This is a genomic window from Ottowia sp. (genome assembly GCF_035325765.1).
In the GTDB taxonomy this organism is placed as follows: Bacteria; Pseudomonadota; Gammaproteobacteria; order Burkholderiales; family Burkholderiaceae_C; genus Ottowia.
Genome location: NZ_DAOKZG010000022.1, coordinates 24,462 through 46,902, shown reverse-complemented (window position 1 = coordinate 46,902; position 22,441 = coordinate 24,462). Strand labels below are relative to the sequence as shown.

Below are 22,441 nucleotides of genomic sequence, written 5' to 3'. Positions count from 1 at the left end.
CGGCATAGGTCTTGAACCAGCCGGTAATCAGCGCGCGGTTGTCGTCCGATGCGGCGGCGGCCACTTTGATGACCGCGTCCACCCAGCGTGCGCTTTCGTCGTGCCACTCGGGCATGAAGGCCGTGAGCATGGCCACCGCCGTGCCCCCCTGCACTGCCAGGTGGTCGTCCACAAAATGCGTGTAGATCAGCGGGTACAGCAGACCGTCGAGCGCCAGGTTCTGCGCCACAAACAGCTCGAACGGGTCGTTGACGACCAGCGTGTCCTCCACCAGCTTGCGCAGTCCCTGCCAGCGCGGGTCCTGCAGCCAGTCGTTCTTGCCGGCTTCCAGTGCGCCGGGCTCGCCCAGTGCCAGCCCCAGGCGCGTGAGGTACTGCGCAACCGCCAGATGGTCCATGGCATGGAACATGGCCGGTGCAGTGAACGCCGTGCCATAACCGCGTGAACAAATCGTGCAATTGTTCATGTTGGCGCCCCAGGCCGCGTGGCGCAGCGGCATGAGCACCTCGCAGGCTGCGGCGCGCTGCGCGTCGGGAATCTTGTCGATCAGGCCGCGCGACTCGACAAACTGGTAATTGGCTTCCATCGCCTCTTGCTGGCGCGCACGCGCCATGGTCCAGTTGGCGTAGTAGAACTGGCGGGGATCGCGCAGCGCATCCCAGTCGGCCAGCTTGACCGCGGTGCGCGTGGCATCGAACAGTTCAAACTCGGGCTCCCAGGTCGGGCGGTAATGGAAGTTCGCGGCGGGCTGCATGCCCAGCGTGGCTTCGTGGTACCGCGACGCGGGCTTGTCGCCCGTGTAAGCAGCCACGCGGGCGAAGGTGCTGCGCAGCGGCTGAATTTCGCGCGCCTGCAAGTCGATGTTCATGGGGCTTGTCTCCTGGTCGTGGTTGTTGGGGGCAGGGCTCAGTCATCCAGGTGGCGCACGCGGTGCGCCGCGCAAAAGGCATCGAATGCCGGTTCAGGGAGCATCAGCTCCACCGACAGCTCGGGCCATCCGATCGAGAAAGCAAACTCGACAAAGCCGTTGTCGCGGCGGCCCAGCACGCGCACAAACCGCTGCGACAGATCGCAGACGGGTTGCGGGGTGGCAGATGCGTCGGTGGCAATGGCGGTGTGGGTCATGACGGTCTCCTTTTCGGTTTTGCGCCATCTGTTTTGCACGGGCCATGCCAATGCCGGCGTTTTGCGCGCAAATATCGATAAATCCAGGGTTAATCCCTAGCAAATCGCGTCAAAGAGGCCCGCCCGCAGGTTGGCAGCCGCCGGCTGCGGCGCCCGCGGCCAGCCCGGAGCCGAGATTGCTGCACAGCAGCATGATGTTTTGATGAGACCCAGGAACCGGCCAGTTGATGAAATGGTGAAGAATCTCCCCGGGTCGATCCCGATGGACGGCCACCCGCCGTTTATCGATACTTTTTTCATGCCGGCCACCACCCTGCCCCCCTACCCGTCCGACGCCGACTTGCGCCGGCTGGTGCACTTCTCGCCCGTCGATGGGCGCATCTGGCTGGCTGATCAGCGCATGCTGCTGGTACATGCGGCGGCCTTTCAGGCGTTGCGGCGCGAGCTGGTGGCCAGCCTGGGGCCGGAGCACGCCCGCCGCTTGCTGATGCGTGCGGGCTACGCATCGGGCGAGCGCGATGCGCTGCTGGCGCGCAAGGTGCGGCCGGGCGCATCGCTGTTCGACGCCTTTGCCGTCGGGCCGCAGCTGCACATGCTGGAAGGCGCTGTGCGCGTGCAGCCGAAGGTGTTCGAGCTGGACGAGGCGGCAAGCCACTTTCACGGCATCTTTCAGTGGGATCACAGCTGGGAGGCCGAGGTGCACCAGCGCGCCTGGGGCCCGCAAGGTGCGCCCGTGTGCTGGATGCTGCTGGGCTATGCCTCGGGCTACACCAGCGCGTTCTTTCGCCGCCCGGCCCTTTTCAAGGAAGTGCAGTGCACTGCCTGCGGCCACCCGCACTGCCTGATCGAGGGCCGCTTTGAGCACGAATGGCCCGACGGCGAGCAACTGGCGCGCGACTACGACCCTGACTCCATGCTGGTGCGCCTGGGCGAGCTGCAGTCGCAGGTGGATGCGCTGCGCACCCAGCTGCAGCCCGCGGACGATCAGGGCCCGCTGCTGGGGCGCTCGCGCGCCTTCAACGACACCGTGGAGCTGCTGCGCAAGGCCGCGCCCACGCAGGTCACCGTGCTGCTGACCGGCGAGACCGGCGTGGGCAAGGAGCGCTTTGCGCGCGCGCTGCACGCCATGGGCCCGCGCGCCGACAAGCCCTTCGTGGCCGTCAACTGCGCGGCGCTGCCGGCCGAGCTGATCGAAAGCGAGCTGTTCGGCGCCGAAAAAGGCGCCTACACCGGCGCCACCGCCGCGCGCGTGGGCCGCTTCGAGCGCGCGCACGGCGGCACCTTGCTGCTGGACGAGCTGGGCGAGCTGCCCCTGCCCGCGCAGGCCAAGCTGCTGCGCGTGCTGCAGCAGGGCGAAGTGGAGCGCCTGGGCGGCACGCAGCCGCGCAAGGTGGACGTGCGCGTGATTGCCGCCACCAACGTCGATCTGGAAAAAGCCGTGGAAGAAGGGCGCTTTCGGCGCGACCTGCTCTACCGCCTGAACGTCTATCCCATCCGCATACCGGCGCTGCGCGAGCGCGCGGACGACATAGAACTGCTGGCCATGCACCTGCTGCAGCGCTACGCCGCACTGCACGGCAAGCGCCTGGCGGGCTTCACCGACCTGGCCATGACCGCCATGCGCCAGCACGCCTGGCCCGGCAACGTGCGCGAGCTGGAAAACCTGGTCGAGCGCGGCGTGATCCTGGCGCCCCACGACGACCTGGTGGACGCCGCCATGCTCTTTCCCACGTCAGCCCTGCCCACGGCCCACACCGTGAACGCCGCCGGTGCGCTGGAAAGCGAAGCGCACTGCCAGCAAAGCGCCAGTCTGTACGACACCCTGCAGGCCAGCGGCCTGACGCTGGACGCGCTGGAGGACGCGCTGATCCGCGAAGCCGTGGCGCGCGCAGGCGGCAACCTGGCCGCGGCGGCGCGCGCGCTGGGGCTGACACGCCCGCAGCTGAGCTACCGCCTGTCGCGCCTGCAAGAGCGGCCGCTGGCGGTTTCGTGAGGCGCATCCCCATCTTGCAACTGCCATGGTCAAACGCAGCTTTCACCCCTTGATTGCGCTGGCTGGCGGCCACGCCGCCGCCGATGCCAGCCTGCACGGCGCCCCCTCGCGCACGCTGATCGAGCAAACCTACGCCACGCTGCGCAGCGACATCGTCGAGGGGCGCCTTGCGCCCGGCAGCAAGCTGCGCATCGAGCACCTGCGCACCCAGTACGCGGTGGGCGCGGGCACGCTGCGCGAGGCGCTCACGCGGCTGGTCAGCGACGCGCTGGTGATCACCGAGGGGCAGCGCGGTTTTCGCGTGGCCCCCATCGCCGTGGCCGACCTGCAGGACCTGACCAACCTGCGCGTGCACATCGAGATCGACGCGCTGCGCCAGTCGATGCGCCAGGGCGGCGACACCTGGCGCGCGCGCGTGCAGGCGGCGTACCTGGAGATGTCGCAGCTGGAGCAGCCCCTGCGACCGGGCCACGCCAAATCGTGGGAAGTGCTGAACAGCAGCTTTCACGAGGCGCTGCTGGCGGGACACGATTCGCCCTGGACACTGCGCCTGCTGCGCACGCTGGGCCGTCAAAGCGAGCGCTACCGCCGCTACGCCATCAGCCTGCCCGAAAGCCAGCGCGACGTGCATGCCGAGCACCGCGAAATCTACGACAGCGCCATGGTCGGCAACGAGCTGCGCGCCGCGCTGGCGCTGGAGGCGCACATCCGCGGTACCGCCGACCTGGTGCGGCGTGCGCTCGAGAATGGCCTCGGCGGCAACGGCCAGCCGCCTGTCGCAGCCGCCGATGCGCCGTGAGGCGAGAGCATCCGGTGCATGGGGCCGCGCGTCCGGCCGGGTTCATCGACCGCCCATCGCGCCAGCACGCGTCATGACCGGTGGAAACTCTCGCGGATGCAGATCGGCGCATGGCGCTGCGCCAGTTGCGCGCGCCAGGACGTCACCGGGTTCAGCCACGGCATGGCTTCCGGCGCCATCGCCCAGGCACCCGCAACCATGCTCAGCCACGGCGCGCGCCTGAGTGCGTCGCGCAGCCACTGCGCACGGGCGCTTTCCAGCCGCTCACCCAGCATCAAGCTGCCGCTGACCCACTTCGCGCCCAGGCGCGGCGAGAACGAGGCCGGCGTCAGCGTGGGCTGGCTGTGCGGCCCCGGTGCGCCCGATGCGGCCGAGATCTCCAGCGTGCGGTTGGCGGGCGCGTCCTGAGGCTCGGGCGCCAGTGCCAGGCGTAGCGCTTCGCCGATGCGGTCCAGTGCGTCGCGCGCCATGCGCAGCAGCCCGTCGAAGTTGACGAAGCCATGAAACTGCCCAGGGTAGTGCAGCAGTTGCACGGGGACGCCGGCCCGGCGCAGGCCTTGCGCGTAGCTCAGTCCGTCGTCGCGGATCGGGTCGAACCCGGCCGTCAGCACCAGCGCCGGCGGCAGGCCGGCGAGCCGAGGATTGAGTGCCGGCGACACCCAGGGGTCCGTCACGTCGGTATTCAGCTCCTGCAGCAGGTCGCGCACCGAGTCGACCACCTGGGCCGTGAGGAGATAGCCCTCGGCGTTCTCCTGCTTGGAAGCAAATTCGTCGCGCAGGTTGGTCGCCGGATAGACCAGCACCTGCAGTCGCAGCGCGATGGCTTCCTCCTGGGTGCAGCGCTGCGCCACGGCCGCCGCCAAGTTGCCGCCGGCCGAATCCCCACCGACCGCCAGGCGCGACGCGTCGATGCCCAGCCGATCGCCGTGACGCGTCAGCCAGCGCAAGGCCGCCATGCAGTCGGCCCGGCCCGCATACAGGTTGTTCTCCGGCGCCAGCCGGTAGCGCACCGAAACAACGGCCGCGCCACTGCTGCGCGCGAGATGGCGGCAGATGGTGTCGGCGGTGGTCAGTCCCCCGATCATGAAGGCACCGCCATGAAACCAGACGAATGCCGGCAGAGGCTCGGCCCGACGCGCCGTCGGCCGGTAGACGCGCGCTTCCGCCCGGCCCGACTCGGTCGGGATGTAGAAATCCTCCACCTCGGCCACCGGATCGGCGCGGCCGCCGGCACGTGCGATCAGGTCCCAGACCCGACGTTGCCGACGGATCTCCGGCATGCTCAATGTGCCGCGCGCCGGAATGCTGAGGATGCGCAGCAGCGCGCCAGCTTCCAGGTCGACCTGGTCGGCGCGCCGGCACTCCGGCAGGCCCGGTTCGTCCGCGCGCAACTGCGTGGGGGGTGGGGTCGAAGATGATGCTGTCTGCGCCATGCCTGAAACCGTCGTTGTCGATCCGCGCACAGTGTGACACGCCTGGCCGATGCCCGCTCCACGCTGTCGCGCTCCTTGTGGGCCCAGGGGCGGCGGCGCGGTCCGCTCGCCGCGCCAAGCTCCGGGCCAGGCAATCGCGCGAACCCCGGGTGGGTGCCGCGTCTCAGGTGTTGCGCAGATCGAGGCCCCAGCGCGCCAGCGCGGCGTCGTCGCTCTCGCGCGCGTCGACCCAGTGCGCGCCTTCGGGCGTGGTCTCCTTCTTCCAGAACGGCGCCTGGGTCTTGAGATAGTCCATGATGAATTCGCAGGCCTGGAAGCTCTCGCCGCGGTTCATCGAGGCCACCGCCACCAGCACGATCTGGTCCTGCGGTTGCAGCACGCCGACCCGGTGCACCACGCGCGCCTCCAGGATGTCGAATCGCCGCTGTGCCTCGTCGATCATGGCCTCGATGGCGCGCTCGGTCATGCCGGGGTAGTGCTCGAGTTCCAATGCGATGATCTGGCCGCGCTCGCGGTTCGCCGCCGGGCCGCCCCAAGGCGCATCTGCCCCCTCGGGGGGCAGCGCACCCTGCGCAGCAGGGAGCGTGGGGGCATTGTTTCGATCGCGCACGGTGCCAATGAAGCTGCAGACGGCGCCGACGCGGCCATCGCCAGCGCGCAGCGCCGCCACCTCGGCCGCGACGTCGAAGTCCGCGTGCTGGATGCGCACGCGCGAGGCGACAGTCTGACTCGGCACCGTGCCCTCCTCAGCCACCGGTGACCGGCGGGAAGAAGGCCACCTCGACGCCTTCGGTCAACGCTTCGTCGCCGCGCGCCATGACCTGGTCCAGCGCCATGCGCACCGCGCGCTGGGGCGCCAGCGCCTCCGCATAGGCGCCACCACGCGCCGCCAGCTCCTGGCGCAGTGCGGCCGGCGTCGCCGCCCGGGTCCGCAACTCCTCGCTGCCCTGGCCCAGCGCTTCGCGCAACGCGGCAAAGTAGCGCACGCGGATCCGGATGGGTGCGGGCGCCGTCATGCCAGCAGCTCCGAAAGCGGAATGAAACGCACCAGGTCGCCGGTCGCGATGGTGCTGCCTGCCGGGTGGTCGACCAGGCCATCGGCCCAGTGCATGGATGTCAGCACGCCCGAGCCCTGGTTGGGAAACAGGTCGAGCCCGCCCTCGGCGTTGCGCCGCACGCGCAGGAACTCGCGCCGCTTGTCGGGCCGGCCGAGCTGGAAATCAGCGCGCATCGAGAGCGTCGGCAACGCCACATCGACGACGCCCTGCAGGCGCAGCAGGAACGGACGCACCAGCAGCAGGAAGGTGATGAAGCTGGACACCGGGTTGCCCGGCAGGCCGATGAAGTGCGCCGCGCTGCCGTCCGCGCGCCGCACATGGCCGCAGGCGAAGGGTTTGCCCGGCTTGATCGCGATGCTCCACAGGTCGAGCGCACCCAGTTCGCGCACGGCTGGCTTGACGTGGTCCTCCTCGCCCACCGAGACGCCGCCGCTGGTGAGCAGCACGTCGCAGTCGGCAGCGGCCGCCCGCAGCGCCTCCGTGGTGGCTGCGCGGTCATCGGGCACCACCCCCTGGTCCACCACCGCGCAACCCAACCGCTGCAGCAGCGCGCGCAGAAAGAAGCGATTGCTGTTGTAGATCATGCCCGGCTGCATGTCCTGCGGAGCCACCGTGCCCGGCGTGACCAGTTCGTCGCCGGTCTGCAGCAGCGCCACGCGGGGACGCCGCGCCACGGCCAGGCGGTCCAGTCCGACGCCGGCTGCGAGGCCGATACCGGCTGGCGTCAGGCGCTCGCCGCGCCGCAGGATGACGGCGCCGCGCGCCACGTCCTCGCCAGCCTTGCGGATGCACTGGCCGGCCTTGACGGCAACCTGGATACGCACGCACGCCCCCTCCGCCAGCGCCTGGGTCTCCTCCTGCATGACGACGGCGTCGGCGCCCGGCGGAACCGGCGCGCCGGTGAAGATGCGCGCCGCGCTGCCGGGCGCGAGCGGCGTGCCGACGCTGCCTGCGGCAATGCGCTGCGCCACCCCGAGCTCTGCGCCGGGCGCCGCGCAATCGGCCGCGTGCACGGCATAGCCGTCCATCGCGCTGTTGTCGAGCGGCGGCACGGCAAGGCCGGAGGCCACGTCGCGCGCCAGCACGCGGCCATCGGCCTCGAAGGTCGACACCCATTCGGGCTCCAGCGCCGGCGTGGCCTGCGCCAGCACCCGGGCCAGTGCCTCGTCCAGCGGCATCAAGGGGGGCCGGGCGGGCGGTCCGGACGGGGTGGCGGTGGCATCAGTGGGAGCGGAAGTCATGCAAAGACGTCTGAGACATAGCGGCCGGTTTCACGCTCGATCTTATCGGCCCAGGCCTCGGCCTGCTCGCGCGTGGCGCCGGCGGCCTCTGCGTAGATGCGCAGGAAGGTGTCGCGCACGGCCGGCGCCATGTGCTTGCCGTCGCCGCACACGTAGACGTGGGCGCCGCGCCGGAACAGCTCGGCGACATCGGCGCGGTCCTGCCACAGGCGGTGCTGCACGAAGCTCACCTCGCCCTCCGGTGCCTTGAAGAAGGCCGGCCGCACGCTGACCACGCCAGCCGCCTCCCAGGCCGCCAGTTCCTCGCGGTAGAGGAGATCGACGTCCGGATGATCGCAGCCGAAGAACAGCAGCGCCGGCCCGACGCTGCGGCCATTGCCGGCCTGGATGGCGCGCTCCTGCAGGAAGCCGCGAAATGGCGCCAGGCCGGTGCCGGCGCAGACCATCACCATTGGTGTTTCGGGCGACGCGGGCGGATGGAAGTGTTCATTCGAGGCCTTGACGGCCACCGCCACGCGCGTGCCGGGCGAGCAGTTGGCCAGGTAGGTGGACGCCATGCCGTGATAGCGTCCCTGGCCGGACAGCGCCGGCGCGTCCAGCACGGCCACGGTGAGCGTGCAGCGCCCTGCGTTCCACAGCGGCGAGGAAGAAATCGAGTACTGGCGCGCACGCGCCGGCGGCAGCATCTCCAGGAACGCGGCCAGGTCCAGCGCGCACGAGGCGTAGCGCTCCAGCAGGTCGAGCACCGAGAGGCGCCTGGCCAGCACGTCGCGCTGGTAGGCAGCGTCCCCGGCCAGCGCATTCAGCTCCGCCTGCTCGGGCGGACAGCGCGTGACGGCCGCCAGTTGCGCCACCTGCGCGCGCGTGGCGGGTTGCCCCAGCTCCACGTAGTGGAACAGCACCTCGCTGGCCGTGACCGGATGGTCCACCGGCAGCGAGGTGATGCTGCTTTCCGGCTTGCGGATGATGATCTGGCTGTCGGAGGCGAGGTCGAAGCGCCGCAGCGCGCGCATCACCACGCCGATGGGATTGTGCGGCAGCACCGCCAGGTAGTCGCCGGCGCGGTAGCTCATGCCCTCGGGCAGGCGGATGTCGATGTGGCGCTTGGAACGCGCCAGCGGCGAGTCCATGTTGACGAGCTCGCGGTTCTCCACCACTTCGCCATATTCCAGGTCGCCCACGCGCAGGATGCTGGAGCGCCCCGCCTGCATGCGCTCGACCTGCAGCTGCGTGCCACTGGGCGCCGCCTGCACCTGCTTGCCCAGCGCCCGGCCCAGCGCCGGCCACAGGCCACCGTACCACTCGTCGAAGGCTCCGAAGAAGTCGCCGCCCGAGTCGGTCTCGCCGCGCGCCAGCGCGCACGCGGCACCGGCGGCGGCCAGCGCCGCGTCCAGCCGTTTGGGCACCGCCTGGTACGTGCGTGCCCATTGCCGGTTGCCGCAGCCGAACACCGCATAGTGCACGCCCTTCAGGGCGCCGGGCGCCAGCGCCTCGGCCCAGGCAGTGAACTGGCGCGCGTTGTCGGGCGGCTGGCCTTCGTAGGAAGCGCTGACGATCACCACCGCGCCTTCGGTCGGCAGCGCGCCGCTGTGCTCGTCGAGTGGCGCCGCCCGTGCGGCGTAGCCTTGCCCCTCGGCCTCGCTGGCGATGCGCTGGGCAAAGGCTTCCGACGCGCCGGTATTCGAGCCATACAGCACCAGCAGTGGCGTTGCCCGCTCACCCGGCGCCAGCGCCACGGCGGGCGCAACGGCTACCGGCCGGGCTGCTTCGCGCGGCACGGCGCTGCGCGGCTTGAAGGCGCCGCCGCCACGGCGCTTGACGCGGAGGCGAAAGTCCAGCGGCTTGAGCGTCAGCGTCTCCTTGACCTTGAGCTGGTAGGCCGGATCCGCCTCGATCAGGTCGAAGCGCTGCAGGATCATCGACACCACCAGCATCGCCTCCTGCATCGCAAAGGGTCGGCCGATGCAGGCGCGCTGGCCGTTGCCGAACGGCTTCCAGGCGTTCGGCGGCAGCTGTTCCATCAGGCCCGGATCGAAGCGCTCGGGCCGGAATTCCTCGACATCGTCTCCCCACACCGCCGTATCCCGGTGCAGCATGGGCGTGAGCACCATCAGGGTATCGCGCCGGGTGATGGCGTACCGACCACCAATGACCGTGTCTTCGAGCGGCTTGAGAGCGAATGCCGGCGCCGTCGGCCAGATGCGCAAGGACTCCATCAGGATCTGCTCGATGTAGCGCAGGCGCCCCAGATCCTCCACGCGCGGCAGTTGATCGCCCAGAACCTCGTCGACCAGGGCGCGCGCCTTCGCCAGCACGCGTGGATTGCGGCACAGGAAGTACATGACGAAGGACAGCAGGCCACTGGTGGTCTCGTGCCCGGCGATCAGGAAGGTGACCATCTGGTAGCGGATGTTCTCGTCGGACAGCCCCTCGCCCGTGGCCGGGTCGCGTCCTTGCAGCATCAGGCCCAGCAGGTCCTTCTTGCCCGCGGCGTCCGGGTCGCGCCGCCGCTCGGCGATCAGGCGCTCGGCCACTTCGCGCATCAGGCGCAGGTCATCCTCGTACTGGCGCCGACGCCGCAGCATCAACCTGTTGGCGATGTCCGGGCGGCGGTCGCGCGCACCGGCCTCGGCCAGCGCGTCGACCATGGCGCCGACGAAGGGATGCATGCCCTCCTGGTAGAAGCTGTTGAAGCGGTAGTCGAAGGCGCACAACGCGATGGTGTCCAGCGTCAGTCGCGTCATGTCCTCGGTGACCTCGATCACGTGATCGGAACCGAAGCGCTCCCAGCGCAGCAGCATCTGGTCGGCGATGTCCAGCATCTGGTCGAACATGCCGCGCATGCCCAGCGGACCGAAGGCGGGCATCAGGATGTGGTGTGCCTTGGCCCAGTTGGGCTCTTCGGTCCGTGCGGTGAACAGGCCGTCGCCGGCAAAGTCGCGGATGTTCTTGAGCGTCGCGTGGATGCGCTTGTCGAAGCGCTTTTCGTCGCACAGCTCGTCGACCAGCTCCTGCGAGCTGACCAGGGTCAGCATCTTGCCGAACAGTTCGAGCTGGTAGATCGGTCCCATGATGCGCGCCTGGCGCATGAAACCCTGGATTGGCGCCTCGCCGTCGATCGCGCGCAGGTTGCCGATGAACGGATCGCCCTTGGGCTGGGGAATGGGAACGGTGTCGCGGGTCATGCCTGCCTCCTTGCAACGCGCAGCCGGCCCGGCGAGCAGGGATCGGCCAAGGCCGGCATGGTACGGGAAGCGGCTGCGTGCCGGGCGGCGCACGCTCAGCCGGCGTGGTGGCGCCCGGGGTCGTAGTCGAAGCGCGCGCCCTGCGTCAGCAGCCAGTCGGCCACCGCCGATGCGTCGTTCAGGTCGAGCAGCGGCAGCTCGGTCGCCTGCGGCAGGCGCTCGGGGCTGTCGGTGGCGATGGCGACGACGCATGCATCCCCAGGATACAGCGCGGCCTTGCCGGCATCGGCGCGCCAGACCTCGATCTTGGGCAGCTCGCTGGCGCGAAAGCCCTCCACCAGCACCCAGTCCACGCCACCCGACAGCTCGGCGATGAGCTGATGCACGCCGAGCTCGAGCTCATGCTCGAATTCGCGCATCAGCGCAAGGCGATGGCGCGAAGCGATCACCACCTCGAACGCACCCGCCTCGCGGTGACGATAGGTGTCCTTGCCAGGCCGGTCGATGTCGAACTTGTGGTGCGCGTGCTTGACCACCGACACGCGCAGGCCGCGCGCCCGCAGCAGCGCGATCAGCCGCTCGATCAGCGTCGTCTTGCCGGCGCCGGAATAGCCGGCAAACACCGCCACCCTCATGCCAGCGCCGCCCTGCCGTCCGGTCCTTGCACGGCGCCCGCCATCAGGCACAGGCCTCGACAATCAGATGCTTGACGCGCGTCGCATCCGCCGGCAGCACGCGCACCCGGCGCGGCAGCGTCTCGATGCCTTCGAACTGCGGTGGCCGCTCGGGTGGGTGCCCCAGCGCCTCCTCGATGGTGGCGGCGAACTTGATCGGCAGCGCCGTCTCCAGCACGATCATGGGCACGTCGGGCCGCCGGTGCTCGCGCGCCACCTTCACGCCGTCGGCGGTGTGCGGATCGATGGTGACGCCGTGCGCCTCGAACACCGCGCGGATCGTCGCCAGGCGGTCGGCGTGCGTGCTGCGGCCGCTGACGAAACCGTAGCGCGCTGCCGCTCCGGCAAAGGCCGGATCGCCGCCGAGGTCGAACTGACCCGCGGTCGCCAGCGCCTCGCCGAACAGGGCACGCACGCGCGCGCTGTCGCGCCCGACCAGATCGAACACGAAGCGCTCGAAGTTGCTCGCCTTGCTGATGTCCATCGACGGGCTGCTGGTTTCGTGCGTGTCGGCGGCGCCGCGCACCCGATACACCCCGGTGCGGAAGAATTCATCGAGCACGTCGTTCTCGTTCGTCGCCACGATGAGCCGGCCGATCGGCAGGCCCATCTGGCGCGCCACGTGGCCGGCGCAGACGTTGCCGAAGTTGCCGCTCGGCACGGCAAAGTCGACCGTCTCGTCGTCCGAGGCCGTGGCACTGAAATAGCCCGCGAAGTAGTAGACCACCTGCGCCAGCAGGCGCGCCCAGTTGATCGAGTTGACGGTGCCGATGCGCAGGCGGCGCTTGAACTCGAGATCGCTGCTCACGGCCTTGACGATGTCCTGGCAGTCGTCGAACACGCCCTCGATGGCGATGTTGTGGATGTTGGCGTCCTGCAGCGAGAACATCTGCGCCTGCTGGAAGGCGCTCATGCGTCCGTGCGGGCTGAGCATGAAGACGCGGATGCCGCGCTTGCCGCGCATCGCGTACTCGGCCGCACTGCCGGTGTCGCCGCTGGTGGCGCCCAGGATGTTCAGCGTCTCGCCGCGCCGCGCCAGTTCGTACTCGAACAGCTGGCCCAGCAGTTGCATCGCCATGTCCTTGAAGGCCAGCGTCGGGCCGTTGGAGAGGGCCTCGAGGAACAGGCCCGGCTCCAAGGCCTTCAGCGGCGTGATCTCCGGCGTGCCGAACACCTCCGCGGTGTAGGTGCGCGCACAGATGGCACGCAGGTCGGTCGGCGGGATGTCGTCGATGTAGAGCGACAGGATCTCGAACGCCAGCGCCGCGTAGCCCTGCTCGGCGTGGATGCGCCGCAACGCAGCCAGACGCACGGCGTCGACGTGCGGGTAGTGATCGGGCAGGTAGAGGCCGCCGTCCGGCGCCAGCCCCTCCAGCAGGATGTCGCTGAACGTGCGTGGTGTCGCGTCGCCGCGGGTCGACAGGTAGTTCATGGTCTGATGCGAAGGCACGATCGAACTGACAAATGACGGATGGCATCGCCGCGCTGCAGGGACACGCCCGGCAACACACCACGGGGCCGGGTCGCTGCGTTCGGGCAACGCTGGGCAAGCGCTCGCGAAGCGGCGCGCCCTGCTCCATCAGCATGCGATGCGAGGCGCGTGGAAGACTTCTTCAGCCTTGCCTTGGACCCAGTCGCCAGCACCCAGCAGGCCCGACTTGGGTGCCAGTGGCCGGGTTTTCCCCAGCCACGGTACGCGTCCTCCCTTTGGGCTGAAGAATCAGAGCAACTCCGGGGATGCTTCACGCCGAGTGCCCACCCCGCTCCATGTCATCCGCGACGCATGAAACGACACGGCGCCGCTGGCCGCGAAGCAGGCCATTCGCGGCACCCGTGGCCAGGGTCTCCCGGGCCACTGGGTGCGCCCCCCTTCCAGGGGGATGGAGCGCAGCGACACAGGGGGTGTCCCATTTCACGCCAGCTCCTCCTTGCGGATGCGCACGATCGGCGCCAGCACGGCCGGCAGCCCCTGCATGCGCGCCAGCGCCTGGTTCATGGTGCCTTCGCGCGTCTCGTGCGTCAGGATGATCAGGTCGGTGTGGTCGGGCGTCGGCTCGCCCGCGCCGGCGTCCGTGCCCGCCACCACGTCGGCCTCGCGCTGCAGCAGCGCATTGATGCTGATGCCGGCCTCGGCCAGGATTCCCGTGACCCGGGCCAGCACGCCGGCCTCGTCCTTGACACGCAGGCGCAGGTAATAACTGGTCACCACCTCGTCCATCGGCAGCACGCTGACGTTGCGCACCGCGCCCGGCTGGAACGCCAGGTGCGGCACGCGGTGCTGCGGGTCGCTGGTGGCCAGGCGCGTCACGTCAACCAGGTCGGCGATCACGGCGCTGGCCGTCGGCTCGCTGCCCGCCCCCTTGCCGTAGTACAGCGTGGTGCCGACGGCATCCCCGTTGACCACCACCGCGTTCATCGCACCCTCGACGTTGGCGATCAGGCGCCGCGCAGGCACCAGGGTCGGGTGCACCCGCAGTTCGACGCCCAGGCCTTCGCGCCTGCGCGTGAAGCCCAGCAGCTTGATCCGGTAGCCCAGCTGCTCGGCATAGCGGATGTCGGTGGCCGACAGCTGCGTGATGCCCTCCACGTGCGCCTTGTCGAACTGCACCGGGATGCCGAAGGCAATCGCGCTCATGATCGTGGCCTTGTGCGCGGCGTCGACACCCTCGATGTCGAAGGTCGGGTCGGCCTCGGCATAGCCCAGGCGCTGCGCCTCCCGGAGCACGACATCGAAGTCCAGTCCCTTGTCGCGCATCTCGGAGAGGATGAAATTCGTGGTGCCGTTGATGATGCCGGCGATCCACTGGATGCGGTTCGCCGTCAGGCCCTCGCGCAAGGCCTTGATGATCGGGATGCCGCCGGCCACCGCAGCCTCGAAGGCGACGATCACGCCAGCCTGCTGCGCCGCCTCGAAGATCTCGGTGCCATGCACCGCCAGCAAGGCCTTGTTGGCCGTGACCACGTGCTTGCCGGCGGCGATCGCCTCCATCATCAGCGTGCGCGCGATGCCGGTGCCGCCGATCAGCTCGACCACGATCTCGATGTCCGGGTTCGCAATCACCGCGCGCGCATCGGCCACGACCTGCACGCCCGGGCCGACCAGGCCGCGCGCGCGCTCGGTGTCGAGGTCCGCCACCATGGTGATCTCGATGCCGCGCCCGGCGCGCCGGCGGATCTCCTCCTGGTTGCGCACCAGCACGCCATAGGTGCCGCTGCCGACGGTTCCGATGCCCAGAAGGCCGACCTGGATGGGTTTCATGTCCGTGGTTTCTGAGATTCAGGGAAATTCGAGCGCGCCGGCGATCACGCCCGCGCGGCTTCCTTCTTGGCCGCGAGGTCGAGCACCCTGCCCGGCCGGGCCCGGCGCTGGCGGTATTGCTCGAGGAACTTCGCCAGCCGATCGATCGCCTCGCGCAGGTCGCTCTTGTGCGGCAGGAACACGATGCGGAAATGCTGCTGGTCCGGGTAGTTGAAGCCCGAACCCTGCACCAGCATCACGCGCGTGGCGCGCAGCACCTCCATGAAAAACTGGCGATCGTCCTCGATCGGGTACATCTGCGGATCCAGCCGCGGGAACATGTAGAGCGCGGCCTGCGGCTTGACGCAGGTCACGCCCGGGATCGCCGTGATCAGCTCGTAGGCCAAGTCACGCTGCAGCCGCAGGCGGCCGCGCTCGCCCACCAGGTCGTTGATGCTCTGGTAACCCCCGAGCGCCGTCTGGATCGCCCACTGGCCTGGCACGTTGGAGCCGAGCTTGAGGTTGGCCAGCATGTTCAGGCCTTCGATGTAGTCGTGCGCCGGCGCCTTGTCCCCCGACACCACCAGCCAGCCGGCACGGTAGCCGCAGGCGCGGTAGGCCTTGGAGAGCGAATTGAAGGTCAGCGTCAGCACGTCGGTCGAGAGCGAGGCCATCGCCGTGTGCGTGACACCTTCGTACAGCACCTTGTCGTAGACCTCGTCGACCAGCAGCACCAGGTCGTGCTCGCGCGCCAGTTGCACGATGCCGCGCAACAGTTCGTCGGAATACAGCGCGCCGGTCGGGTTGTTCGGGTTGATCACCACGATGCCACGCGTGCGCGGCGTGATGCGGGCGCGCATGTCGGCCAGGTCGGGCATCCAGCCGTTGGCCTCGTCGCAGCGGTAGTGCACCGGCTTGCCGCCCGCCAGGCTGGTGGCTGCGGTCCACAGGGGGTAGTCGGGCGCCGGCAGCAGCAGCTCGTCGCCGTCGTTCAGCAGCGCGTTGACCGCCATCACGATCAGCTCGCTCGCGCCATTGCCCAGGTAGATGTCGTCGATGGTGACGCCCGCGATGCCCTTTTCCTGCGTGTAGTGCATCACCGCCTTGCGCGCCGCGAACAGGCCCTTGCTGTCCGAATAGCCTGCCGAGTCGCGCAGGTTGCGGATCATGTCCTGCACCACCTCCTCGGGTGGATCGAAGCCGAACGGCGCCATGTTGCCGATGTTCAGCTTGATGATCTTCTGGCCCTCTTCCTCCATCTGGCGCGCGGCCTCGACGATCGGGCCGCGCACGTCGTACAGCACGTTGGCAAGCTTGCTGGATTTGGAAAGCGTCTTCATGGGCAAAACCTCGGGCGCGGCGCAGATCGCGGCGGAAAACCTAGAATTGGACCACATTCGCCCGACGCGCACCGCCATGAAGTTCCAGCCGGATCAGTTCGCCACCGCCATCACCGCCTATGGCCAGGGCTGGATCGCCGTGGGCGCCGAGCGCATCGAGCACAGCGTGCTGCTGCAACTGGATGGCGCGCGCACGCGCTGGCCCTGCGCACGCTTCGAAGAGCTGTCAAGCGCCCATTTCGAGCCGCTGGCTGCCAGCGCGCCCGAACTGGTGGTGTTCGGCAGCGGCCTGCGCCTGCGCTTTCCGCCGCCGGGCTGGATCCGGCCGCTGATCGAGGCCGGCATCGGCATCGAGACCATGGACACCGCCGCCGCCTGCCGTACCTACAACATCCTGGCCAGCGAAGGCCGCCGCGTGATTGCCGCCCTGCTCCTCGAAACCGGCAATGTTTGACCAGATCGGCTAAAATGAAGGCTTGGCCGCGTTTGTCGACCTCGCGTCAAGCCCACTTGCCGGACGCGCGGGTTGGCGGGCGCGCGGTGCGGGAACAGAGGCGAATGTAACCCGCGCCGCCCCTCGAAGCATAACGTCCGGAGATTGAGTCCTTATGGCGATTGTTGTCAACAAGCCCCTGCCCGAATTCGAAGCCCTCGCCACCGGCGACGTCAAAGTCACCAACACCAGCCATCTCGGTCAGGCCCTGATTCTGTATTTCTACCCGAAGGACAACACGCCAGGCTGCACCACCGAGGCCATGCAGTTTCGCGACAAGTACAAGGACTTCGTCAAGGCCGGGGCGATCGTGTTCGGGGTCTCGCGCGACAACATGAAGTCGCACGATGAGTTCAAGGCCAAGCTGGAACTGCCGTTCGAGCTGATCGCCGACACCGAAGAGAAGATGTGCCACATGTTCGGGGTGGTCAAGAACAAGATCATGTACGGCAAGAAGGTCAAGGGCATCGAGCGCAGCACGTTCCTGGTCAATGCCGAGGGCATTCTGGTGCAGGAATGGCGCGGCCTGAAGGTGCCGGGCCACGTCGAGGAAGTGCTCAAGGCCGTCAAGGTCCTGAAAAAAGCCGCCTGAGCGTGGCTGCCACCGGCGGCGTCGCCGCCTCTCCTCCCGGCTGGCCCGGCCGCCATCAGGCGCCAGTCCCGGGCTGGACCCGATAGCCGCCCGGCCGCGCCTGGCGGCTTTTTTGTCGCTCCCGGGCCGAACCCAACCCCGATCCATACATGCCCCTGCCCCCACCGCCCACCCGCCGCGGCAGCCGCCTGGCGCCCGTGCCCGCCGCGCCGCACGGCGAACGCGCCCGACCCACCGCCAAGGCATCACCACGCGCCCCGGCGCCGGCCGCGCCGGCGCCTGCGGCGCTGCTGCGCGTGCCCGAGGCACCCAGACCGGCGCCGCTCGCGCCGAAAGCGCCCAAAGCGCCGACGGCGGACACGCCCGCGACCGCGCCGCAACCGCGACCCGCACCCAAGCGTGCGACGCGCTCCAGCGCGGGCGAACCCAAACGCCTGTTCGTGCTCGACACCAACGTGCTGCTGCACGATCCGATGGCGTTGTTTCGCTTCGAGGAGCACGACATCTTCCTGCCGATGGTGGTGCTGGAGGAACTCGACGCCCACAAGAAGGGCACCACCGAGGTGGCGCGCAACGGGCGCCAGACCAGCCGACTGATCGACGCCCTGGCACGCGTCAAGGGGGCCCATATTGCCGACGGCCTCCAGCTGGACGCCACCGGCCACCGCGAAGCCAGCGGCCGGCTTTACTTCCAGACCACACCGCTGGACGCCGTCCTGCCCGCCGTCCTGCCTCCGGGCAAGGCGGACAACCAGATCCTGGGCGTGGTGGCCGCGCTCGGCCAGCAACACGCGCCGCGCCCGGTGGTGCTGGTGTCCAAGGACATCAACATGCGCGTTAAGGCCGGCGCGCTGGGCCTGACGGCCGAGGACTACGAGAACGACAAGACACTGGGCGATGACGAACTGCTCTATTCCGGCGTGCTGCAGCTCGGGCCCGACTTCTGGACGCGCCAGAGCAAGAGCGTGGAAAGCTGGCAGAACGGCAGCGCCACCTACTACCGCATCGGCGGACCGGTGGTGGGCGAGCTCCAGATCAACCAGTTCGTGTTCTTCGAGGCACCCGGCGAGCCCAGCCTGCACGCCCGCGTCACCGAGATCCAGGGCAAGACGGCCGTCCTGCGCACGCTCAAGGACTACACCCACCTGAAGAACGGCGTCTGGGGCGTGACGGCGCGCAACCGCGAGCAGAACTTCGCGCTCAACCTGCTGATGGACCCGGAGATCGACTTCGTCACCCTGGCCGGCACGGCCGGCACCGGCAAGACCCTGCTGGCGCTGGCCTCGGGCCTGACGCAGGTGCTGGACGACCGCCGCTACAGCGAGATCATCATGACCCGCGCCACCGTCAGCGTGGGCGAGGACATCGGCTTCCTGCCGGGCACCGAGGAAGAGAAGATGGGTCCGTGGATGGGCGCGCTGGACGACAACCTGGAGTTCCTCTCCAAGGGCGACGGCAGCGGCGCCGGCGAATGGGGACGCGCGGCAACCCACGAGCTGATCCGCAGCCGGGTCAAGATCAAGAGCATGAACTTCATGCGCGGGCGCACCTTCATGAACAAGTGGATCATCATCGACGAGGCGCAGAACCTGACGCCCAAGCAGATGAAGACCCTGATCACCCGCGCCGGCCCCGGCACCAAGATCATCTGCATGGGCAACCTGGCGCAGATCGACACGCCCTACCTGACCGAGGGCTCCTCGGGCCTGACCTACGCCGTCGACCGCTTCATGGGCTGGCGCCACGGCGGCCATGTGCTGCTCGCGCGCGGCGAGCGCTCGCGCCTGGCGGATTTCGCCAGCGAAGTGCTGTAGCCGCGCTGTCGACGCTGTCCGGTGCAGCGTCGTGCCCTGGCGCGCGCCGGGCGGGACCCGGCCGCACCGGGCTCGCAGCCGGTACAGCGATTCACACATGGCAGGTGCCCATGGCGTTTCGCCATGGAGTCCGATGCGCGACGCGCGGCGGCATTGCAGTGCGTGCGACGGCCGCCAGCATGGCCCGCGAGCCGTGCCTGGCCGGGCGCCTTTTCCTGGCCTTCCTGGTCTCCATGCGTGCCTGGAGGAGCGAAACGCCGCACTAGGGTTTACCTGAGTCACCAGACATGACGATAGTCATAAACTGGCCATCGGCGCATCCCCATGGGCGCATTCTTGGCCGGGGGCAATACGCCGAACCAAGGAGACCAACTCATGGACATGAACCGACGCCAGTTCTTCCGCGTCAGCGGGGCTGGGTTGGCGGCGTCGAGTCTGGTGGCCCTGGGCTTTTCGCCCACTGCCGCACTGGCCGAGACGCGCGCCTTCAAGCTGACCCACGCGACCCTGTCGCGCAGCACCTGCCCCTACTGCTCGGTCAGTTGCGGCATGCTGATCTACAAACTGGGCGATGACGCAAAGAACGTCACGGAGCACGTGATCCACGTCGAGGGCGATCCGGACAACCCCGTCAACCGCGGCTCGCTGTGCCCCAAGGGTGCGGGCGTGCTGGACATGATCAACTCGCCCTCGCGCGTCAAGTACCCCGAGGTGCGCGAGCCGGGCAGCAAGGAATGGAAGCGCATCAGCTGGGACGACGCGCTCACCCGCATCGCCACGCACATGAAGGCCGATCGCGACGCCAACTTCCAGCAGAAGAACGATGCCGGCGTCACCGTCAACCGCTGGCCCACCGTCGGCTTCCTGATCTGCAGTTCCTCCTCCAACGAATCCAGTTATCTTTCGGTCAAGGTCGCGCGCGGCCTTGGCATGATCGGCATCGACACGCAAGCTCGGGTTTGACACGCGCCGACGGTGACCAGTTTGGGTCCCACATTCGGTCGCGGAGCGATGACCAACTCCTGGACGGACATTCGAAACACCGATCTCGTCCTCGTCATGGGCGGCAATGCCGCCGAAGCCCACCCGGTCGGCTTCAAGTGGGTGGTGGAAGCAATGGAAAAGCGCAAGGCCCGACTGATCTCGGTCGACCCGCGCTTCAACCGCACCTCGGCAGTCGCCGACCTGTATGCGCCGATCCGCAACGGCAGCGACATCGCCTTCCTCGGCGGCATCATCAACTGGCTGATCTCGAACGACAAGATCCACCACGACTACGTCAAGTTCAACACCGATGCCACCTTCCTGCTGAAGCCCGGCTTCAAGCTCGAGAACGGCTTCTTCAGCGGCTACGACGAAGCGCAGCGGAAGTACGACAAGTCGAGCTGGGGCTACCAGCTCGGCGAGGACGGCTTCATCAAGACCGATGACAGCCTGCAGGACCCGCTGTGCGTCTACCAGCAGCTGAAGAAGCACTACAGCCGCTACACGCCCGAGATGGTGAGCAAGATCTGTGGCACGCCGCAGGACAAGTTCCTGAAGATCTGCGAAATGCTGGGCGAGATGTCCGCGCCCGACAAGACCAGCACCATCCTGTACGCGCTGGGCTGGACGCAGCACACGGTGGGCAGCCAGAACATCCGCACCATGGCCATGATCCAGCTGCTGCTGGGCAACATGGGCCGCCCGGGTGGCGGTGTGAACGCGCTGCGCGGCCACTCCAACGTGCAGGGCGTGACCGACATGAACGCCTACGCGGAAGTGTTCTCCGGCTACATGAGCGCGCCGACGGACAACGACACCGAGTACCAGAAGTTCCTCGCGCGCAACACGCCCCGCGGACTGCGACCGAACCAGTTCAACTACTGGAGCAACTTCCCGCGCTTCTGGGTCAGCCTGATGAAGTCGTACTACGGCAAGTCGGCGACCGCGGACAACAACTTCTGCTACGACTGGGTGCCCAAGCTGCAAGGCGGCTACGACGTCATGCACATGTTCGAGCTGATGCACCAGGGCAAGATGGCCGGCTTCATCTCGCAGGGCTTCAACCCGCTGGCGACCGTTCCCAACAAGAACAAGCTGAACGCGGCGCTGGCCAAGCTGAAGTACCTGGTGATGATCGATCCGCTGGAGACCGAGACCGCCGACTTCTGGCAGAACCACGGGCCTTTCAATGACGTCAAGCCCGAGGACATCCAGACGGAGGTGTTCCGGCTGCCGAGCGCCTGCTTTGCCGAGGAAGAAGGCACGTTCACCAATTCCAGCCGCATCGCGATCTGGAAGAACCGGGCCATCGACCCGCCGGGCGAGGCCCAGGTGGATTCGGAGATCATCGCGCGCCTCTTCATGCGCCTGCGCAGGATGTATGCCAAGGACGGCGGCACCTTCCCGGACCCCATCCTCGGCATGGACTGGCCCTATGTGCGGCCCGAGGTCCCGTCATCCGCCGAGCTGCTGCGCGAAATCAGCGGCAAGGCGCTGTCGGACGTGCTGGCACCGCCCAACCCGAACGACCCGGCGGCGCCCCGCGCGGTGCTCGTCAAGGGCGGCCAGCAGGTGCCGGGTTTTGCCATGCTGCGCGACGACGGCTCGACCGCCTGCGGCAACTGGCTTTATTCCGGTTGCTGGAGCGAGGCTGGCAACCTGACGGCCCGGCGCAGCCTGGACGATCCGTCCGGCCTGGGCGTCTACCAGAACTTCGGCTTCTCCTGGCCGGCCAACCGCCGCATCCTGTACAACCGCGCCAGCGCGGACAAGAACGGCAAGCCCTGGGCCGAGAACAAGAAGTACATCTGGTGGGACGGCAGCAAGTGGACGGGCTACGACGTGCCGGACATGCTGCCGACGGCGGCACCGGAGCTCGGCATGGGTTCGTTCATCATGACGCCCGAGGGCGCGGCGCGCCTGCACGCGGTCGGCATGGCCGATGGCCCGTTCCCCGAGCACTACGAGCCGTTCGAGAGCCCGATCGGCGTGAACCCGCTGCACCCCGACAACCCGAAGGCCACCAGCAACCCGGTGGCGCGCGTGTTCAAGGGCGACATGGATGCCTTCGGCAAGAAGGAGGAGTTTCCGTATTCGGCCACCACCTACCGCCTGACCGAGCACTTCCACACCTGGACCAAGCACGCCCGGATCAACTCCGTGCTGCAGCCCGAGGCCTTCGTGGAAATCAGCGAGGAACTGGCCAAGGAAAAGGGCATCCGGCACGGCGACAGCGTCAAGGTCAGCAGCATGCGCGGCCACATCGTCACCAAGGCGGTGGTCACCAAGCGCATCAAGCCCTGGGACGTCAACGACCAGAAGGTCCACCTGGTGGGCATCCCGTTCCACTGGGGCTTCAAGGGCCAGACCAAGAACGGCTACCTGGCCAACACGTTGACGCCATTCGTGGGAGACGCGAACTCGCAGACGCCGGAGTTCAAGGCCTTCCTCGTCAACATCGAAAAGGTGTAA

The 22,441-nt window shown here is 68.4% G+C and carries 17 protein-coding genes; 6 read left to right on the top strand and 11 right to left on the bottom strand.

What is annotated here, in order from left to right:
- The coding region (locus tag PKA16_RS09115) for a phenol hydroxylase (RefSeq protein ID WP_324402508.1) at positions 1-868 on the bottom strand (868 nt) is incomplete at its 3' end.
- 38 nt (positions 869-906) lie between these two features.
- Positions 907-1,125, bottom strand: coding sequence for a phenol hydroxylase subunit (locus tag PKA16_RS09110; RefSeq protein WP_047350239.1), 219 nt, complete (start codon positions 1,123-1,125; stop codon positions 907-909).
- Positions 1,126-1,423: 298 nt separating this feature from the next.
- On the opposite strand from PKA16_RS09110, the gene PKA16_RS09105 reads away from it, so the two are divergent.
- Complete coding sequence (locus tag PKA16_RS09105) at positions 1,424-3,118, top strand: sigma 54-interacting transcriptional regulator (RefSeq protein WP_324402504.1); 1,695 nt, start codon at positions 1,424-1,426, stop codon at positions 3,116-3,118.
- Between the two features lie 25 nt (positions 3,119-3,143).
- Positions 3,144-3,917, top strand: coding sequence for a GntR family transcriptional regulator (locus PKA16_RS09100; protein WP_324402502.1), 774 nt, complete (start codon positions 3,144-3,146; stop codon positions 3,915-3,917).
- A gap of 71 nt (positions 3,918-3,988) precedes the next feature.
- Here PKA16_RS09100 and PKA16_RS09095 read toward each other — a convergent pair whose 3' ends face one another.
- The 9 genes from PKA16_RS09095 to PKA16_RS09055 all read right to left on the bottom strand — a co-directional run bounded on the left by PKA16_RS09095 (position 3,989) and on the right by PKA16_RS09055 (position 16,086).
- Positions 3,989-5,350 carry an alpha/beta hydrolase gene (locus PKA16_RS09095; protein WP_324402500.1) on the bottom strand — a complete coding sequence of 454 codons (1,362 nt, stop codon included), beginning with the start codon at positions 5,348-5,350 and terminating at the stop codon, positions 3,989-3,991.
- 163 nt (positions 5,351-5,513) lie between these two features.
- Positions 5,514-6,086, bottom strand: a complete 573-nt coding sequence (locus PKA16_RS09090; RefSeq protein ID WP_324402498.1) for a molybdenum cofactor biosynthesis protein MoaE — start codon at positions 6,084-6,086, stop codon at positions 5,514-5,516.
- A gap of 10 nt (positions 6,087-6,096) precedes the next feature.
- Positions 6,097-6,366, bottom strand: a complete 270-nt coding sequence (moaD, locus tag PKA16_RS09085) for a molybdopterin converting factor subunit 1 (RefSeq protein WP_324402496.1) — start codon at positions 6,364-6,366, stop codon at positions 6,097-6,099.
- Positions 6,363-7,649 (bottom strand): gephyrin-like molybdotransferase Glp, encoded by a 1,287-nt coding sequence (gene glp / locus PKA16_RS09080; protein ID WP_324402494.1) that lies wholly within the window; start codon positions 7,647-7,649, stop codon positions 6,363-6,365. Before glp ends, moaD begins: the two co-directional genes overlap by 4 nt.
- A complete protein-coding gene (locus tag PKA16_RS09075; RefSeq protein ID WP_324402492.1) occupies positions 7,646-10,834 on the bottom strand; it encodes a cytochrome P450 in 3,189 nt (1,062 codons plus the stop codon). Before PKA16_RS09075 ends, glp begins: the two co-directional genes overlap by 4 nt.
- A 95-nt stretch (positions 10,835-10,929) precedes the next feature.
- Positions 10,930-11,469, bottom strand: coding sequence for a molybdopterin-guanine dinucleotide biosynthesis protein B (mobB, locus tag PKA16_RS09070; protein WP_324402490.1), 540 nt, complete (start codon positions 11,467-11,469; stop codon positions 10,930-10,932).
- A 43-nt stretch (positions 11,470-11,512) separates the two neighbouring features.
- Positions 11,513-12,940 (bottom strand): threonine synthase, encoded by a 1,428-nt coding sequence (gene thrC / locus PKA16_RS09065; RefSeq protein WP_324402488.1) that lies wholly within the window; start codon positions 12,938-12,940, stop codon positions 11,513-11,515.
- A gap of 480 nt (positions 12,941-13,420) precedes the next feature.
- On the bottom strand, positions 13,421-14,767 hold the full coding sequence (locus tag PKA16_RS09060; protein ID WP_324402486.1) for a homoserine dehydrogenase: 1,347 nt from the start codon (positions 14,765-14,767) through the stop codon (positions 13,421-13,423).
- A 44-nt stretch (positions 14,768-14,811) separates the two neighbouring features.
- Positions 14,812-16,086 carry a pyridoxal phosphate-dependent aminotransferase gene (locus PKA16_RS09055; protein ID WP_324402484.1) on the bottom strand — a complete coding sequence of 425 codons (1,275 nt, stop codon included), beginning with the start codon at positions 16,084-16,086 and terminating at the stop codon, positions 14,812-14,814.
- A gap of 76 nt (positions 16,087-16,162) precedes the next feature.
- Here PKA16_RS09055 and PKA16_RS09050 point away from each other — a divergent pair, with 76 nt between their 5' ends.
- The 4 genes from PKA16_RS09050 (at position 16,163) to fdnG (ending at position 22,441) form a co-directional block, all read left to right on the top strand.
- Positions 16,163-16,540 (top strand): Mth938-like domain-containing protein, encoded by a 378-nt coding sequence (locus PKA16_RS09050; protein ID WP_324402512.1) that lies wholly within the window; start codon positions 16,163-16,165, stop codon positions 16,538-16,540.
- Positions 16,541-16,694: 154 nt separating this feature from the next.
- Complete coding sequence (locus tag PKA16_RS09045; protein WP_324402482.1) at positions 16,695-17,171, top strand: peroxiredoxin; 477 nt, start codon at positions 16,695-16,697, stop codon at positions 17,169-17,171.
- A 149-nt stretch (positions 17,172-17,320) separates the two neighbouring features.
- Positions 17,321-18,985, top strand: a complete 1,665-nt coding sequence (locus PKA16_RS09040) for a PhoH family protein (protein WP_324402480.1) — start codon at positions 17,321-17,323, stop codon at positions 18,983-18,985.
- A gap of 375 nt (positions 18,986-19,360) precedes the next feature.
- A complete protein-coding gene (gene fdnG, locus PKA16_RS09035) occupies positions 19,361-22,441 on the top strand; it encodes a formate dehydrogenase-N subunit alpha (protein WP_324402479.1) in 3,081 nt (1,026 codons plus the stop codon).

Excerpts from the sequence above, each read along its gene's own strand:
- PKA16_RS09110 (WP_047350239.1), bottom strand. The coding sequence starts at position 1,125 with ATGACCCACACCGCCATTGCCACCGACGCATCTGCCACCCCGCAACCC.
- PKA16_RS09105 (WP_324402504.1), top strand. The coding sequence starts at position 1,424 with ATGCCGGCCACCACCCTGCCCCCCTACCCGTCCGACGCCGACTTGCGC.
- PKA16_RS09100 (WP_324402502.1), top strand. The coding sequence starts at position 3,144 with ATGGTCAAACGCAGCTTTCACCCCTTGATTGCGCTGGCTGGCGGCCAC.
- PKA16_RS09095 (WP_324402500.1), bottom strand. The coding sequence starts at position 5,350 with ATGGCGCAGACAGCATCATCTTCGACCCCACCCCCCACGCAGTTGCGC.
- moaD (WP_324402496.1), bottom strand. The coding sequence starts at position 6,366 with ATGACGGCGCCCGCACCCATCCGGATCCGCGTGCGCTACTTTGCCGCG.
- glp (WP_324402494.1), bottom strand. The coding sequence starts at position 7,649 with ATGACTTCCGCTCCCACTGATGCCACCGCCACCCCGTCCGGACCGCCC.
- PKA16_RS09075 (WP_324402492.1), bottom strand. The coding sequence starts at position 10,834 with ATGACCCGCGACACCGTTCCCATTCCCCAGCCCAAGGGCGATCCGTTC.
- mobB (WP_324402490.1), bottom strand. The coding sequence starts at position 11,469 with ATGAGGGTGGCGGTGTTTGCCGGCTATTCCGGCGCCGGCAAGACGACG.
- thrC (WP_324402488.1), bottom strand. The coding sequence starts at position 12,940 with ATGAACTACCTGTCGACCCGCGGCGACGCGACACCACGCACGTTCAGC.
- PKA16_RS09060 (WP_324402486.1), bottom strand. The coding sequence starts at position 14,767 with ATGAAACCCATCCAGGTCGGCCTTCTGGGCATCGGAACCGTCGGCAGC.
- PKA16_RS09055 (WP_324402484.1), bottom strand. The coding sequence starts at position 16,086 with ATGAAGACGCTTTCCAAATCCAGCAAGCTTGCCAACGTGCTGTACGAC.
- PKA16_RS09050 (WP_324402512.1), top strand. The coding sequence starts at position 16,163 with ATGAAGTTCCAGCCGGATCAGTTCGCCACCGCCATCACCGCCTATGGC.
- PKA16_RS09045 (WP_324402482.1), top strand. The coding sequence starts at position 16,695 with ATGGCGATTGTTGTCAACAAGCCCCTGCCCGAATTCGAAGCCCTCGCC.
- PKA16_RS09040 (WP_324402480.1), top strand. The coding sequence starts at position 17,321 with ATGCCCCTGCCCCCACCGCCCACCCGCCGCGGCAGCCGCCTGGCGCCC.